The sequence below is a fragment of the Herbivorax alkaliphila genome (genome assembly GCF_030848475.1).
Lineage (GTDB): Bacteria > Bacillota > Clostridia > Acetivibrionales > Acetivibrionaceae > Herbivorax.
In genome coordinates this window covers 1-17813 of the sequence record NZ_JAVDDS010000020.1, presented here as the reverse complement: position 1 = coordinate 17813, position 17813 = coordinate 1, and the positions used below count along the sequence as shown (strand labels likewise).

General features: G+C 34.2%; 15 protein-coding genes. 3 read left to right on the top strand and 12 right to left on the bottom strand.

Translation table 11 applies throughout. From position 1 onward, the window contains the following. Positions 1–56: 56 nt before the first annotated feature. The 10 genes from RBH29_RS09025 to RBH29_RS08980 form a co-directional block, all read right to left on the bottom strand. The gene (locus tag RBH29_RS09025; RefSeq protein ID WP_306696481.1) at positions 57–863 is read right to left on the bottom strand and encodes an RnfABCDGE type electron transport complex subunit B; all 807 of its coding nucleotides are present in this window, start codon (positions 861–863) and stop codon (positions 57–59) included. Between the two features lie 42 nt (positions 864–905). Further along, entirely contained in the window at positions 906–1481 is a 576-nt protein-coding gene (locus RBH29_RS09020) for an electron transport complex protein RnfA (protein ID WP_306696480.1), read from the bottom strand. After that, entirely contained in the window at positions 1481–2143 is a 663-nt protein-coding gene (gene rsxE, locus RBH29_RS09015) for an electron transport complex subunit RsxE (protein WP_306696479.1), read from the bottom strand. Before rsxE ends, RBH29_RS09020 begins: the two co-directional genes overlap by 1 nt. Before the next feature lies 1 nt (position 2144). Beyond that, positions 2145–2720 carry an RnfABCDGE type electron transport complex subunit G gene (locus RBH29_RS09010; protein ID WP_306696478.1) on the bottom strand — a complete coding sequence of 192 codons (576 nt, stop codon included), beginning with the start codon at positions 2718–2720 and terminating at the stop codon, positions 2145–2147. Continuing rightward, positions 2713–3669: an RnfABCDGE type electron transport complex subunit D gene (locus RBH29_RS09005; RefSeq protein WP_306696477.1), complete on the bottom strand. Its 957-nt coding sequence runs from the start codon at positions 3667–3669 to the stop codon at positions 2713–2715. Before RBH29_RS09005 ends, RBH29_RS09010 begins: the two co-directional genes overlap by 8 nt. Before the next feature lies 1 nt (position 3670). Further along, positions 3671–4987, bottom strand: a complete 1317-nt coding sequence (rsxC, locus tag RBH29_RS09000) for an electron transport complex subunit RsxC (RefSeq protein ID WP_306696476.1) — start codon at positions 4985–4987, stop codon at positions 3671–3673. Between the two features lie 320 nt (positions 4988–5307). Further along, the gene (gene prmC / locus RBH29_RS08995) at positions 5308–6177 is read right to left on the bottom strand and encodes a peptide chain release factor N(5)-glutamine methyltransferase (protein WP_306696475.1); all 870 of its coding nucleotides are present in this window, start codon (positions 6175–6177) and stop codon (positions 5308–5310) included. A gap of 13 nt (positions 6178–6190) precedes the next feature. Next, entirely contained in the window at positions 6191–7297 is a 1107-nt protein-coding gene (locus RBH29_RS08990) for a DUF1385 domain-containing protein (RefSeq protein ID WP_459076771.1), read from the bottom strand. Further along, positions 7239–8036 carry a flagellar motor protein MotB gene (locus RBH29_RS08985; RefSeq protein ID WP_306696473.1) on the bottom strand — a complete coding sequence of 266 codons (798 nt, stop codon included), beginning with the start codon at positions 8034–8036 and terminating at the stop codon, positions 7239–7241. Before RBH29_RS08985 ends, RBH29_RS08990 begins: the two co-directional genes overlap by 59 nt. 10 nt (positions 8037–8046) lie before the next feature. Further along, entirely contained in the window at positions 8047–8871 is an 825-nt protein-coding gene (locus RBH29_RS08980; RefSeq protein WP_306696471.1) for a motility protein A, read from the bottom strand. Positions 8872–9357: 486 nt separating this feature from the next. On the opposite strand from RBH29_RS08980, the gene RBH29_RS08975 reads away from it, so the two are divergent. The 3 genes from RBH29_RS08975 (at position 9358) to RBH29_RS08965 (ending at position 13269) form a co-directional block, all read left to right on the top strand. Beyond that, the gene (locus RBH29_RS08975; protein WP_306696469.1) at positions 9358–10179 is read left to right on the top strand and encodes a copper amine oxidase N-terminal domain-containing protein; all 822 of its coding nucleotides are present in this window, start codon (positions 9358–9360) and stop codon (positions 10177–10179) included. 48 nt (positions 10180–10227) lie between these two features. Further along, positions 10228–12372 carry a hypothetical protein gene (locus tag RBH29_RS08970; protein WP_306696467.1) on the top strand — a complete coding sequence of 715 codons (2145 nt, stop codon included), beginning with the start codon at positions 10228–10230 and terminating at the stop codon, positions 12370–12372. A gap of 168 nt (positions 12373–12540) precedes the next feature. Next, complete coding sequence (locus tag RBH29_RS08965; protein WP_306696466.1) at positions 12541–13269, top strand: dockerin type I domain-containing protein; 729 nt, start codon at positions 12541–12543, stop codon at positions 13267–13269. A 174-nt stretch (positions 13270–13443) separates the two neighbouring features. Here the strand turns inward: RBH29_RS08965 and RBH29_RS08960 are convergent, their stop codons facing one another. Beyond that, complete coding sequence (locus tag RBH29_RS08960) at positions 13444–14448, bottom strand: dockerin type I domain-containing protein (RefSeq protein ID WP_306696465.1); 1005 nt, start codon at positions 14446–14448, stop codon at positions 13444–13446. 256 nt (positions 14449–14704) lie between these two features. Next, positions 14705–17539: an RCC1 domain-containing protein gene (locus tag RBH29_RS08955; RefSeq protein ID WP_306696464.1), complete on the bottom strand. Its 2835-nt coding sequence runs from the start codon at positions 17537–17539 to the stop codon at positions 14705–14707. Between the last annotated feature and the right edge of the window lie 274 nt (positions 17540–17813).

Below are 17813 nucleotides of genomic sequence, written 5' to 3'. Positions count from 1 at the left end.
TCTTTTCATTTATCTTATTCTAAGACTCCACCTAAAGCCTCGATGTTTAGCTTTAGCTAGACGAGCTCACATTTATGTCTTTTTATTGAGTTTACAGGGCAAGCTTTCATACACTCCCCACAATTAGTGCAAATATCGGGATTTATCTTTGCCAAGGTACCTTCAAATGATATTGCATCAACAGGACAAACCTTTGAACATTTTCTACATCCGATACAGCCTACACTACAATTTTTTCTCACAACAGCTCCCTTATCTAAGCTCTTACATGTAACAGTATATTCATTACATTTTGGAACCATCTCTATTATATTTTTAGGACATGCAACAACACACTTCTCACAGGATTTGCATTTAGATTCAATAATCCTTGCAAGACCGTCAACCATAACTATTGCATCAAATGGACAAGCTCTAACACAATTTCCAAGCCCTACACATCCATAGGTGCAAGCAGGTGGACCACCATATAAATTAGCAGCTGCAACACAATCTTCAACACCTGAATAATCAAATTTCTGTTTACAGTTGTCATATGTCCCTGAACACATAACCCTCGCCGTCTTTGCTACAGTTGAACCTGCCTCTATTCCAAGTATTTCTCCTAATTCCTCTACAAGCTCATCTCCAGCTACAGGGCAACCACTTATATCACATTTACCCTCAACAAGACATTCTGCAAAGGCATCACACCCAGTCTGACCACAGGCTCCACAATTAGCCCCTGGAAGGATTTCTCTTATTTTTGTAACTTTTTCATCAACTTTTACTTCAAAAACTTTTGATGCAACTGAAAGTCCCAATCCAAACAAAAGTCCAAGACCTCCAACTATCGAAGCAGATATAAGCAAATTTGCAACCATACTTTTAACAACCCCTCGTATTTATCATCTATCCTCTATTCTCTAAAACAATCCTTGGAAACCAAAAAATGCTACTGAAACCAAAGCCGCTGCTATAAGTGAAATTGAAAAACCCTTTAGCGATTCAGGAATATCATTTTCTTCAAGCTTCTCCCTCACTCCAGCAAAAAGTACAAGGGCAAGAGTAAAACCTAATCCTGCACCTAATCCAAAGAGCACTGTTGCTCCTAAGCTATACTCTCTTTCTATTCCCATGAGTGCCATACCAAGCACTGCACAGTTAGTAGTTATAAGGGGAAGATATATCCCAAGAGCTTTGTACAATGGTGGAACAAACCTTTTCAATACAATTTCCACAAACTGAACCAATGACGCAATAACAAGTATAAATGCAATGATGTTAAGATATTCAAGAGAATTTGGCTCTAGTAAATAATCAAACACCAACTTTGTTATTGCAGATGCAAATGTCATTACAAAAATTACTGCTCCACCCATACCAAGAGCAGTGTTAATCCTTTTTGATACACCAATAAAGGGACATACTCCCAAAAATTGTGTAAGTACAAAGTTCTCAACCAATACGGCACTTAAAACAATTATAATTATTTCTCTCATCAGCCTTTAACCTCCTTTTCCTTAGAAGCTAGATCACAAGGCATAGGACATGCCGAACATCCCTTATGTTCTACTCTAGATGCAGAAATCTTGTTTATAATTCCAATAACTATTCCAAAAGTTAAAAACCCTCCTGGTGCCAGAATCATTAGTGTAGCAGGATCAAAAAGATTAGCTGTAATTTCAAATCCAAACAATTTACCTTCTCCAAACAGCTCTCTTATAGAACCTATTATAAAAAGTGCCAGAGTAAATCCTAATCCCATACCAACACCGTCAATTATAGATGATCGTAAACTGTTTTTACTTGCAAAGGCTTCAGCACGACCTAGAACAACACAGTTTACAACTATAAGAGGTATAAATATTCCTAACGCATTATCTAATTCTGGAAGATACGCCTTTAACAAAAACTGAATTATCGTCACAAATCCTGCAATAATAGTAATATATGCCGGGATTCTAACTCTACTTGGTATCAATTTTTTGGTAAGAGAAATAACTGTATTAGATCCAATTAAAACTGCTGTAGTTGCAAGACCCATACCTATTCCATTTATTGCAGAAACCGTTACAGCTAAAGCTGGACATGCACCTAGTGCCATTTTAAAAACAGGATTCTCTTTTATTAACCCATTGGTCAAAATCTTTCCAGCTTTCATACTACAACGCCCCCTTACTATTTATAATCTCTTTATTTACATCAATTGCAGCCTGAACTGCGTCCACAACAGCCTCTGACGAAACTGTCGCACCACTTGCAACATCTATCTCTTCATCATTATCAGGAGGGTTTTTTACCGCCATCAAAGGTTGCTCGGGCTTAATTCCTGCAAACTGAATTAAAAAATCTTCTTCTGCAATCTTTGTACCAAGCCCTGGTGTTTCTTGGTTATCAATTATATTTACTCCAGTTATCTTACCATTATTGTCTATTCCAACAGTCATATTAATTGGTCCTCCATAACCTCTTCCTTCAACCATGAAAACTCTTCCAACTACATCTCCATCGCTAATTCCATTATAAACACCTTTTACCATGTCTAATGAACATTCCACGCCATTCAATTCCTCAAAACTATCTACAAATGACATAACCTGTTCTCTTGCTTCCCTTTCCTTTTCTAGCCTTCTCTCTTCAATAATATCCTCTGTAGCCCAATGGGTAAAAGCAAGAGCCAAAGTAACTATAAAACTTATAACACATAAAATTAATCCAGCCTTAATTATATCACGCAACTTTTTTTCCACCTCCAAAACTCTTTGGAACTATATATCTATCAATAAGAGGTACAACTATATTCATAAGAATTATTGCAAAGGAAACTCCTTCAGGGTAGTTTGTATAAAGCCTTATAATTCCTGTAAGAATTCCACAACCTACACCCATTATAATACGACCTTTATTTGTAACAGGACAGGTAGCATAGTCAGTTGCCATATAAAAAGCACCTAATATTAATCCTCCAGCAAGTACATGGTATACAAAATCTCCTGTAAAAGCAGTTGACCCTGCAAAAATCCATGTAAATAGTGCTGTAGTTCCAATAAAGGTCAGTGGAATTTGAAGTCCTATAACTTTTCGTATCAAAAGATATACAACACCTAAAAGTAGAGCCAGTACCGATGTCTCACCGATACATCCTCCTACCTGACCTAAAAACAGCTGTGCATATGAAGGCATTTCTGCAATCGGTGCACCTTGATTTGCAATTTCTAAAGGCGTTGCTGTAGACACTACGTCAACACCTCTTGGATTCACCCAATTTGTCATTTGCTCTGTATAAGAAACAACTAAAATTACTCTTGCAGCTAATGCCGGGTTCATAAAATTTTGACCTAAACCGCCAAACATCTGCTTCACTATAACTATCGCCACAACTCCACCAACTGCTGCTATCCAAATTGGTATAGTTGGCGGAAGATTTAATGCAAGTAAAAGACCTGTTACAACTGCACTAAAATCTGCAATTGTAGACTCTCTTTTCATAACCAGTCTAGTAATGTGCTCTGCCAATACACATGATAAAATGGTAACTAAAATAACTGCAAGTGCACTTGTACCAAAAAAATAAACTCCTGCTATAGCAGCTGGTGAAAGGGCTATTATCACATCTATCATAATTCTTCTTGAATTTGCACTATCTCTTATATGCGGCGAGGAAGATACTACGAATTTATTTTCCATATTACTTTCCTCCTTTCGCAGCTGCCCTAAGCTTTGCTTTCCCAAGTCTAATTGACTGAACTAGATGTATTTTAGACGGGCAAACGTAAGAGCAGCTTCCACACTCAATACAATCATTTGCATGGTACTTATTTAATTCTTCAGTATTTTCCTTTAATGCACTCTTATTTAACCTAAGAGGTAAAAGATTCATAGGACATGTTCTGACACATCTTCCACATCTTATACAAGAAGACTGTAATGGAAGGTTAGCCTCATTATCATTAAATGCAAGCAATGCATTAGTATGCTTTACTACAGAGGTATCCAGTGAAAATTGAGCAATTCCCATCATTGGACCTCCCATTAAAACCTTTTTAGGATGATCTTTAAATCCTCCACAAAAATCAAAAACCTCTTCAAGGGAGGTACCAATTAAAACATCTAAATTAGATGGTTTATTTACCGCTCCCCCATCAATTGTAACTCTTTTTTTAATAAGCGGCATACCTGTCTTTGCATATTCTGCAATAAAAGAAATACTGTTTACATTCATAACAATTACGCCAACATCTAATGGAAGTTTTCCCGGTGGAACTTTTCTTCCAGTAGTGGCGTAAATAAGCATTTTCTCTGCACCCTGCGGGTACCTCGATTTTAACTTTAATACATTTATTCTGTCACTGGTATCTGCCACCTGTGTCATTTCACGAATAGCATCTGGTTTGTTATCTTCAATTCCAATAATAACATTTTCAATATCCATAAGCTCCATAACTGTGTTAATTCCACCAATAACATTCCATGAATTTTCAATTATTTCTCTATAGTCTGAAGTAATGTAAGGTTCACATTCTGCTGCATTAATTATCAAAGTGTCTATCTTTTTATCAGGAGGTACTGAAAGCTTAACATGAGCTGGAAAACCAGCTCCTCCAAGTCCCACAAGTCCTGACTTTCTGATAGCCTTTAAAAAATCTTTCGTATTAGAAATGTTGGGTGGCTCAATGTCTTCGCAAAGTTCCTGTTTGCCGTCAGAATCAATTGCTACCGAATTGACAAACACTCCCCCGGGATACAACATAGGTTTCACACTAGACACAGTTCCAGAAACACTTGAATGAACAGGTGCTGATACAAACTTATCACTGTCACCTATCACCTGCCCCACTTTAACCATGTCACCCTTTGCAACACATGGCTCACATGGAGCTCCTATATGTTGCACCATTGGAATTATAACTTTTTTAGGTACATCCATTTTTACTGTTTCACAATTGACAGTATTTTTCTCATGGGGCACTGCCGCTCCCCCTTTAAAAAACCTCTTAAATAGCATATCCAAAACCCCGCTAATTTTCAAATATAAAAATTAAAGCAATCACTAAGAAAAAATTTGTTATCTTTCATAAAATTTTTTGTCTGCTAAAGAATGCTCTAACCACCTTAAAGGGGTGCTTAGACATCAAAAAAATCCTATACTTTCAAAAATAACTCAAATATAGAATGCTTTAATTTAGCTTATATCAAACCCACCTTATTACAATAATAGCAACACTGTTAAGTGCTTATTAATAATTACTCCTTCTTATTATAATTATTACTTTGCAACAAGTCAAACCCCTATTTTAAAAAAGTTGCTCATCCACAGTTACATGGCTAACAGTTAAAAACCCCCACCACAATTCGCTCAATACCTGAGAGGTCTTTTATCACTCTAACATTAGAATAATTTTTCTTCATCATATTTAAAACTTCTTTTCCTTGGTTTATCCCAACCTCAAAGGCTAAAACTCCCTGTGGCTTTAAAAACTTCCTCCCTTCTTCTATTATAAATTTATAATAATCCAATCCATCCTCTCCTCCATCTAGAGCCTTTAGAGGTTCAAAATCCCTCACCTGCTTTTCTAAGAAATCAAGCTCACCAGAAGCTATATATGGAGGATTTGAAACAATTATATTAAATAAATTGCTTTCACTATCAAATATATTTTTAAGACCTTTAAAAATGTTACCACATACAAAATCCATTTTATTTATAACACCATTTTTTTCTGCATTATATTTCGCCACATCAAGAGATTTTTGTGAAATATCCAAAGCAACCACTCTGCTGTTTTTAATATAATGGGCTAAACATACAGATATACAACCTGAGCCTGTACCAATATCTAACACATCAATTTTTTTACCTTTAGTAAATTTTGCGTACTCAAGTACACTTTCAACTAAAATCTCAGTATCTTGCCTTGGTATTAATACATCTGGAGTAACTTTAAAATCCAATGACATAAATTCCTGATGGCCGGTAATATATTGAAGTGGCGTTCCTTTTGACCTCTTTGAAACAATCTCAATATACTCTTTATATTCTTCATCACTTAATATATAATCATCATGAGCATACAAAAATGTCTTTTTGCATTTTAAGACATGGCATAACATAACCCCGGCTTCAAATGCCGGGGCCTCATTTCCTGATGAACTTAAAAACCTTACTCCCTGTGTAAAAACTTCTTTTAAAAGCATATTAAATCCTTCCCTACCATTTATCAGCTTTTTTATCTTCTACAAGTACATTTTTCATAGCTTCAATAGCAACTTCAATCTGACTTTCATCAGGCTCTTTTGTAGTAAACTTTTGAAATAGCAAGCCCGGTGCATTTACAATACCTAATATCTTTGATTCGCTTCTACCTGCAAATCTTGTTATCTCATAAGATATCCCCGCTACAAGAGGTAAAAACATGATTCTCATAAGAAGGTTTATAATAATTTGATCATGTCTTCCTGTTGCTGAAAAAACCAATATACTAACTATCATAACGGTAAACAAAAATGACGTACCACATCGTGGATGAGCAGTAGGATATTTTTTAATGTTCTCAACAGTCAATTCTTTCTGATTCTCATAACAGTGAATGGTCTTGTGCTCTGAGCCATGATACTGCCATACCCTCTTAATATCTTTAAGTTTAGATGCAAAATAAAGATATGCCAAAAACAAACATATACGAATAAGTCCTTCAAAAACATTATAAATTAAAACTTTAGACCCCTCTTCAAAAGCAAACAATCTGGTAAGCGTCAACTCTGATAAAAAATTCGGCAAAAGCATAAATAAGCCTACCGAAAAGAAAAGAGAGAGAATCACCGAAAAATATATCAATACATCTTGAAGTTTATCTCCAAATACTTTTTCTAAAAACTTATCTATTTTAGACGGCTCTTTATTTTCCTCATCTTCTTCGCTTACATCTTCCTCTATATCCACAAATTCTGCAGAATACATAAGAGCTTTAAATCCTAAAATCATCTGTTTAAAAAGTCCTACTGCACCTCTTATAATTGGAATTTTTGTAAATATGTTTTTCTTAGGTGTCGGTCTTTTTTCAACAATAATTTCTCCATCAGGTTTTCTTATTGCTATTGCTGCGTTCTCAGACCCTATCATCATAAGTCCTTCAATAAGAGCCTGCCCCCCTATACTGGTTTTATGCTTAGGTTTGCACAAACTATTATCTTGATTCATTTTTAAAACCTCGCTAATGTTAATTGTATTTTCAATTAACATTATACTATACTCTTTTTTATTTATCCACAACAATATCAATTCTTCTATTTTTTTGCCTATTTTCAGGTGTATCATTTGGAGCAATAGGTCTAAACTCTCCATTTCCTGTAGCGGTAAGTCTGACAGGATTCATATCGCTCTCGTCTATTAAAAATACAACAACATTAGTAGCTCTCCTAGTGGACAATTCCCAGTTGCTTGGGAAAATAGTAGTGTTTATAGGCAAATTATCAGTATGTCCCTGCACAACCACTTCAGAATCAACACTATTTAAAAGATATCCAACTTCTCTTAGAGTACCTTTTCCTGATTCTTTGATATCAGCCTTTCCAAGGTCAAACAAAATAACCGAGTCTATTCTTAAAATTACCTGATTTTCTTCATCAAGCACCTGAACATATTCATCTAGATTCATTTCAAAAATGTACTCTCTTAACTCTTTGACAAATTCCTCTAGTTTCTCAGACTTTTCTTCTTCAGTCATCTCTTCAGTTGACTCTTCCTGCTCTTCTTCTTCTGAGTCATAAATATTTCCAAGATTACTGGTAATTAAGTCACTTGCCTGTACACTTTCGGTTAAATCAACTACTTCAGTCCCTTTGTTGTGTTCAAACATCTCTCCATCACTGCTGCTTAAAAAAGCAGTCCTCAAAGACTGTGCTACCTCCTCAAACCTTTCCTGATCAATAACAGCCATTGAAAACAGGAGAACAAAAAAGCAAAGTAAAAGCGTCATCATATCACTATAAGTGACCATCCATTCTGGTGTACCTTCAGATTTTTCTTCTTCAATTTCATCTCTTCTTTTACTCATATATCAACCCTCACTCAGCAACTGCGTCTTTGGCTTGATTATCCTTATCATCTTCTGCTTCTTCTTCTGGATCCTTGTCATAGTCCTCTTTTTGTATTGGAGATAAAAATGTCTTCAATTTATGTTCTAAAATTCTTGGGTTTTCTCCTGACTGTATGGACAAAATACCTTCTATAATCATTCTCTTTTCCTGTATTTCCTCTTTACTCTTAATTGCAAGTTTGTTTGCAATAGGATTACATATAAAGTTTGCAAGAAGACTACCATAAAAAGTTGTTATCAACGCTAATGCCATGGCAGGCCCAACAGCAGATGGATCGTCAAGTGACTGCAACAGGTTTATCAATCCTATAAGTGTTCCTATCATTCCCCATGCTGGAAATAAAGTTCCCATGGTTTTAAATATTCCAGACCCTCTACTATGTCTCATTTTCATATTTTCAATTTCTAAGTCCATAGACTCAACTATAACCTCAGGCTCAACTCCATCAACAACCAATTGAAGTGACTGTTTTAAAAAATTGTCATCAATTTCTTCTTGATCTGCTTCAAGAGAAAGCAAACCTTCTCTTCTTGCCTTTAAAGAAAGGTCAACAAGAAGTTTTATTGTGTCCTGAGGTCTTAATTCCTTACCTGTAAAAGCCTTGACAGCAACCTTTATCATCTTACCAATTTCTCCAACACGGTAAGAAATAAGGGTTGAGGCAATACCTCCACCTAACACAACAAAAACACCCGCGATGCTCCAGAAAGTCAATAGACTGCCACCCATGATTATTGTTGCTAAAATACACACTATTCCTATTATTATTCCTATTAAAGTAGCTAAATCCACGGCTTTTCCCCTTCTATCTTTGATAAATTTTGCTTCCTAAAAGACATATCGGAATTTTCCATGATTAAATTTACACTTTTAATCCATTATTTTAAATAAATTTTTTTATCTTTGTAAAAGAAATTTAATATTAGCTTTTCGCTCTTTATGGTAAAATAAGCTTTATTTTTTCCGATTTTTGATATATAATAAGATATGAGGAGAATTATAATTGTTAGACAAATAAAAAGACACAGAAAATTATTCAACGTATAATAAATTAAGCGGTTATAAAGGGGTGGTGTAAACTAAATAATTCAAAAGACGCATTTTATGTAGTCCTATTTAGTTGTTTACGCAAATATCTTATCGTCAAACCAATCTATGCAGTAAGAAATTCAGCAATTCTATTTTTTATTCTATGTTGTATTACAATTACATATTATAGATATAACACGTATAACCTATAACCTATAACAAGTATACTTTTTGGGGAGGAATGGAAATATGAAAAGACTAAGTGTATTAGTTGTATTTTCTATTGTTTGTTTGTTGTGTTTTAACATGTTTATCTTTACAAACAATGTATCAGCTAATCCAGACGACATTACAATTATCATCAATGGTGAAACAATGGAATTTGGAACCGACGCAAATGACCCGTATCCTTACATCAAAGACGGCAGAACTCTAATCCCTTTCAGAAGAATTTTTGAAGAATTGGACATGGACGTAACATGGGATGGTGATACTCGCACTGTATATGCAAAAAATGAAACAACAGAAATGGAACTTGGCATAGGGAAGCAAACTGCAATTGTAAATGATGAAGAACACACCTTAGATGTAGCCCCTGAAATAACTGATGACAGGACATTTGTTCCTTTAAGATTTGTAAGCGAAAGTGTTGGAGCAGATGTAGGCTGGGATCATGACACAAGAGTTGTGACAATATCATTTATGATAACAAGCCCAGTCGGAACAATCCCAGGTATAGATGGACCTACAGATGAAACTTACAGTTTAGGTGAACAGGCATCATATGGAGATAGAGTTTTTACAGTTGACAGTATTAGTGGCCCAGATGAAAATAATGAAGTAATTATAACTGGCACCACTAATTTAAATGTAAGAGGTATGCTTTTAGATGTTTTCTACAGCTCCTCAAGAACTTTAACTGTTACTCCAATATATAATAAGAATGATTCAAACTCATATGATTATTTTGCTTCATATTATAATTATTCAAATCAGAAACCTAAATATATTTTAGTTAAAATGCTTCAGGATGACGGAACATACAAAACAGTCACAAAATACGACTTGTAAACACATTTTTTTGTCACATTATTATAAATAATTAGGGAGGTATGTTGTATGAAAAAAAAATTTTTTAAAAGATTTGCATATTTGCTCGTTATGTTAAGCATTTTGTTTAGTTTTAGCATTTCAATAGGTGCATTAGATGAAGTTATTGATTTTGATTCAGAAGTAATACCTGGAGCTTCTACGCCCCTCGGAGGCTTGACAGATATTACTTATACTCAAGGTGGAGAAATAGGCACTCCTTTTGATCCAAAAAACAAAGATGTTGTTTTTTTAGTAGATTCATCTTATAATATGACAGAGTCTGAAACTGATGGAGGACCTTTTGATCATGTGTTATTTTCAAGAAATACAACTACAGTTGGAGGACCTGAGTTACTAATAGAAGGGAAGTTTTTCAATAGAGATACTGTTACTACTTCTAATAATGAAATAGCAATAACAGATACTTATGAATGTGGACTATGGCAGGACACAAGTGGTAATGAAGATGGAAATCCCCCAATAGATGGTGAGCGGATAACTGGAAAGGATTTAGACAGATTCGAACATTGGTTTCCAGACTCTGAGGATGCCTATGGTGTTCCCCAGATAACGCAGCTACTAGACTCAATTGGCAATAATGCTCGCGAATTACATGAAATCTATGGTGTTACTTATTTTGATGAAAGGGATGAGGACTTCTTAAACACTTTACCAATTGATTTAGAAGAAAATGTTGAGCTAGATTATAAAGAATTTCATGGCGAAGATACCTTTGTAATAGAAGGCGATGGAACATTTATTATAAATTCTGATATGTACTTTCACGGTAACTTGGCAATCAGTACTAGAACTGGAATACGTCAAGCTCCTGAAATTCTAGGTGATGAACAAGATGCTTATATTATGGCAACAGGTAATGTGACACTTCAAGGTCAGGAAATGACTGAAATTGACAATGTTAATTTAATTTCTATGAACAGCGACGTAAAAATTCAGTTAGCCAAAAATCAATTCAAGGGTCTTGCACTGGCACCAAGAGGTAAAATGGAGTTTATTGGTGAGGAAGGTGCTGAATATATTGGTAGTTTTATAGCTGATGAATTATCAATAGGAGGTAACTATAACTTTAGATACCCAGATGAGAATACTCCTAGTGATAGAATTAGGATTAGAACATATACAGAAGCTGCTCCTTTAATAAACCAAAATGTAAACAGACTTATAAATACTGTAGATGAATATACAACAACTACAACCATTCCTTACTCAACTAGGGCAAATTCTGATATAGAAACTGATTTAAATGTTAATTTAGGCGATGGTTTAAGACACTCTTATCACCATTTGTCAGAATCTGCTAGTCCCGACAAATATATAGTTGTCTTCACTGGTAGAGCTCCAAACACCTACACCAACACATCTGCACACAGCGATGAATTTTTACTAACTGGAAATGCTCAAGGTCACCAAATATCTGATGATACTAACAAGGCTATTGACTATGCAAAAGAAGTTGTTGATCATAATGGTTCCGAAGATGTTCAATTGATATTCGTTGATTTAACTGAAGCACTTAGCGGTACAGAGGAAGAAGAAGTTGCAAACTTATACTCTATCGCAAATAACATAGGGGTTTCTGATGACAACTATGTACAACCCTCTACGCTTTCTGAAACTGATTTTAATTTAAATTCATTGAATCTTTCTTCTTTACAAGAAGCTATTGAAGCTCCTATATTTGAATCACTAACTGCAGAAAGTGCTATTTTTGAAGCAGAATTACCATTGAATCTTGTAGTTACACAAGTACAATATGGTTTTGGCAATGATATTGAAGATATTGATTATCAAGAATTCGATATCACTGAAAATGAGGGTGAAGTTTTTAATATTGATGACAATAACACTGTTACATTCAATGTACCTAATTTTTCTACAAACGTTGAACTAATAAAAGAAGATACTTTATTTAAATTATCTAAGTCTATTTATTTAAAACTATTTGTTATTGTACGACCTGATGAACCAGATGAATTTGAAAATATTAATTGGGTCGGTAGTCCACCAATTATGACTGGTATACTCACTCTAGAAGACGAACACGCTAAAATCGATTACCTTTTTAAAGATGACTCTGATAATACCTATAATGCCTCGAAAAAATTTGAAGAGGCAGATATAGAAGTTGAGCATTCGATAGATTTAAACTAAATCTATTAAAAAACCAAGGCTTTAAGCCTTGGTTTTTTAATAATATATCTTTACTCATTATTAAATTAGAGAGGGGTGCTTCCCCCACACTTTTATTATAATTTGCTAGAATGTTTTTTCAGTAACTCCTATCCACATTTTAGGAAAGTTAGTAAAGGAGGATTATAAATGAAAAAACCATTTAAAAATTTATCTAAAATTTATATTTTTATAATTTTACTATTATTTACTTTTGTATCTATATCAAGTGAATCACAAGTAACTGCAAACAATATTTCAATTTCTTATGGGGACATAAATGGCGATGGAAATATAGATAGTACTGATGTTACATTGTTAAAAAGATATCTTCTTGACATTATTAGTGAATTGCCTTATTCAAATGTTGCTGACTTAAATGGGGATAACTCTATAGATAGTACTGATTATACATTACTTAGACGCTATGTACTTCAAATAATGAATGTATTTCCTGTGGAAGGTTTATCCGATGACTCACAATCTTCATCAAATTTAACTAGCTCGGAAGAACTTCTATTAGAATTCATCAATCAAACAAGGTCAGACGCTGGCATTGAGCCTTTTAAGTGTGATATGGACATTGTTGACGTTGCACGAATTAAATCACAAGAGATGATTGATGATTCCTTTTTTTCCTCTACTTCCCCAACATATGGAACAACAAATGAATTACTTAATTATTTTGATATACCTTTTGACCACGCATATGAAACAGTATCAATATCCCCAACTGCAACTTCAGCATTTAATTTCTCAAGTCAAATTGATATATATAATGAAATAATAACTGACCCAAGCTATAATTATGCAGGTGTTGGTATTATTCGTTGCCCAACACGTGGCTTGGTTGTTGTACAAATTTTTATTAGTAGATAATGCATTGATGTAAAAACTGTAATTTGTCAAAATAGTTTGAAAATTTATATCTAACATAAAGTAAGGATTTTTTCATAGTTAATTGAAATATATAAACTACTTGCTTGTTATAAATTCAATTACTATTGAAAAAATCCTTTTATTTTTTATTATAAAAACTCTATATCAAAAAATTTATCTTGCAACATAAAGCTGTACAGCTGCTCTTCCATAGGATGAATTTCTTACAATCCCAACTCCTGTATATTCAAGAGATTCATTATAAATAAGACCAGTATCTTTATCATGAGCACTCCACATATTGGCTACTCTTTCAGGTGATCTTGCTCCAGCCGAATTTACCCCCACAGCTCTATAAGAAATATTATTTTCTCTAACTGCTTTAAAAGGTTCTGTGGGTTCAAAAGAATTATTATCTGACATCTCCTGAGCAAGTATTCGAGCTACATGTGTCAACTCTAAATCAAGAACTAAAGGTTCTAAACCTTCTGAAACTCTCGCCTCATTTACAAGATCAAATAACTCTTGTTCCTCTATGGTTAGACCAGATTCAAGTATAGTCAAAGGCGTAGTCACTTCAATAGACTCACTTTTGTCAGATTCATTCCCCTCTTCATCAAATGCATTTACACTAAAAGTATATGTGTTTTCTGGAACTAGATTACTGATTGTTATTTTTGTATCTGATGTAACAGTTGGAAAACTTGATCTTGAAGAGTACACATTATATCCTTTGACGCTCACATTATCTACTGAAGCATCCCATTTTAAAGTTACCGATGTATCTGTAACTTCAATAGCTTCTAAATTCTCTGGAATAGACGGAGCTTCCGTGTCAATTACTTCAGTAGAATCTTCTTCAACTGGGAAATAATCTATTATATCAAGAAGTCGCCTGCTCAAAAGTGTATAATCAATGCTATCAATTTCACCATCACCATTAACATCTGCTGCTTTCATGCCATCTGCTGAAGGAAAGTCCGATATAATTTCTAACATATATCGTGTAAGTAGTGCCGCATCTGTACTGTCAATATTTCCATCACCATTTAAATCACCATAAATAAATTCTCCACCATCAGTATTTGCCCTTATCTCAATAGGACTTAAACCTATTAAAACTGTAAATACCATGGTTAAAGATAGACATGCAAATAAAAAACTTCTTACTTTTCTCATAATTCTTATTCCCCCTTGTATTTTTTGTGCCTAAAAATATAATCACTTTTTATACTTTATTATAACAACTGACTAAATCAAACAATACTAGTAATACAAAAACAAACTTGAAATAGTTTTTAATATTATGCTCATTTGTTTTGATTTAAAAATTATAAATAAGTAAAAAATATTCAAACAAGGAGCTTAGGAATTGAGCCTACACTCCCTGTTTATATTAGTTATTTATGTATCTTATTAAAAATTATTATTAAGATTAAAAATTCACATTTACAGTATATGTTTCCTTTGTAATTCCATCAGGTGCTGTCACTTCAATTGTTGCAGTCCCCCAAGCGTCAGGTTGCATTATTTCAACTGTTGCATCTGGATGATATGTAACTGCATCAATTTCAGGTGCAGATTCAAAAGGTGCTGTTATTGAGAATTCATACATATCCTCTTTAAATCCTTCAACAACTTCATTGTTTGCAAGAAGGTAGCGAATTCCAGCATCATCTACATCACGTACCTTGATTGGCTCTGTTGCATCATGATTAAAAAGAACTCCAAAAGAATACATAGATCCATCTTCTTTAAAGGCATTTGTTCCAGAAAGCTCAACAAAATTTTCACCAATTGCCTTTACAGGAATGTTACTGCTTATATAAGTTCCGTTTCCTAATTGTCCAGAGCTATTGTTACCCCAACCCCAGATGGTTCCATCTTCTTTTAGTGCAAGAACATGACTTCCATTTGAAGATATTGACTTTACACCATCAAGATCTTTTACTTTAACAGGAACATCACTGTCTTCGTACGTACCGTTTCCTAATTGACCAAAATTATTTCTGCCCCAAGTCCAGACAGTTCCATCATCTTTTAGTGTTACTGCAAAAGATCGATCATAATATGTTTCTATACCTGAAAGGGTTGTCAGCTTTGTCGGAGTGTTAGTTAGTTCACTTCCATGTCCCCAAGCCCAAATAGAGCCGTCATCTCCCAATGCAAAAGTATTAGAACCATAGGCTTTAATCTCTATAATATTTTCCACATCAGGTACTTGAGTTGGAACATTGGTATTTTCATTTGTACCAATACCCAATTGTCCAAAATTATTTTCTCCCCAAGTCCAAACAGTTCCATCTTTTTTTAATACTACACTATGCTGACTACCTGTTTCAATAGCAATAATATCTTCTAAATATGTTACTTCTTCTGGGTTAAGATTATAGCTATCTGTCGAATTTGGTAATTGATTAAGTATATTACTTCCCCAAGCCCAAACAGTTCCATCTTTTTTCAACGCCAAACAAACATTGTTAGTTGTGAATATATCATCAATGTCTGATAATATCTTCTCTTTTTCTTCGTTAGTTTGCCAACTCCAAACGTTGCCCAGTTCATCAAGTTCTAAATAAAATGTTCTATTTGTGTAAAACTCTCGAAAATGTGATGACTTTATAATTTCAGATTCTTCATAATCGACTTTAATTGGTACAGAATTATTGTATAATTCAACATTTCCTAATTGACCACTTCTATTTGATCCCCAAGCCCAAATATCACCATTTTCTAAAATTGCAAGAATATGATTGTAGCTAGTAGAAATAGACCTAACATCAGATAATTCAGTTATTTTTATAGGAATTTCAGATGAAATACCTAACGTAGAATTACTACCCCAAGCTAAAACAGACCCATCTTTTTTTACTGCAAGTGAAAAAGCACTGCCTGCATGAATTAATTTAACATCAGTCAGTCCAGTTACTTCAATTGGAATATTACTATCTTCAGACGTTCCATCACCAAGTTGATTAGATAAATTACTACCCCAAGCTAAAACAGACCCATCTTCCTTTAATACAAGAAAATGCTCTTGCCCTGCACTTACAGATACTGCATTTGATATTTCTGGTACGTTAACCGGTTTTTCATTTCTTTCCATAAGAGGTGCTCCAGGAGGTGCTCCCCATGTCCAAACAGACCCATCTTCTTTTAATGCAATAGTATGATCTCTGCTAGAGGATATTTCTTCAACATCATTAAAATCTGTAAGCTTTACAGGTATATTGCTATTAACAGTGTTGCCAATTCCTAATAGACCGCGGTTATTCCGACCCCAAGCCCAAACAGATCCCTCTTCTGTAATCGCAAAAGACTGATAATCTCCAGCAAAAATATTTTTTACGTTAGATAACCCTTTTATTTGAACAGGAACAGAACTATGCTCATTATTTCCAATTCCTAATTCACCGTTTTCATTCCAGCCCCAAGCCCAAACAGACCCATCTTCTTTTAATGCAAGGACAAAACTATTTCCAGTAGAAATTGATTTGACATTATCTATTCCTACCACTTGGGAAATAGTATGGTTTGCATCTACAACACTGCTTTCTCCCCATGTCCAAACAGTGCCATTTTCCTTTAGTGCAACTGCAAAAGAAGAACCTGTTTCAACTTGCACAAAACCTGTTGGGATAGCCTCCTCCGATAAAGTAGTTACTTCTACATAGTCACTTGCATCTGACTCATTTCCTGCCTCATCAAATGCAGTTACACTGAATAAATACTTTTGATTTGACAACAATTCTGTCAAAGTAGCAGTTGTGTCAGTCGTAGTCTTAACTTTTGTTCCATCAGAATATATATTGTATCCTTCTACTGCTTCATTGTCATTAGAAGAATCCCACTTAAGAGTTGCTGTTGTATCTGTTATTTCTGTCACCTCTACGCTTTGTGGGATAGTAGGTGGTTCTGTATCAATCGGATCAGGTGTTGGAGAAGCGTCCTCAACCGGGAAATGATCTATTATATCAAGAAGTCGCCTGCTTAAAAGTGTATAATCAATACTATCAATTTCACCATCACCATTAAGGTCTGCTGCTTTCATTCCATCTGGTGAAGGAAAGTCCGATATAATTTCTAACATATATCGTGTAAGTAATGCCGCATCTGTACTGTCAATATTTCCATCACCATTTAAATCACCATAAATAAATTCTCCATCATCAGTATTTGCCCTTGTCTCAATAGGACTTACACCCATTAAAACTGTAAATACCATAGATAACGATAGACATGCAAATAAAAAACTTCTTACTTTTCTCATAATTCTTATTCCCCCTTGTATTTTTTATGTTTAATATATAAACATCTCCAAATATTGTACTATATCATTTAATTAAATGCAACATAAAATTACAAATTTAAATTACAAGTTTCTTTATACTGGTTATTGTTTTAATAATTTCTAATTCTATTAATTTTGAAAATCCTTTTAAACCTGAATTTGACTTAGGTGATTTTAGTATAACAGGTATGGATTCATTTTTGTTTATACCTCAATTTAACTCTTGATAGAAGGTATCATTTTTTCCAATAGA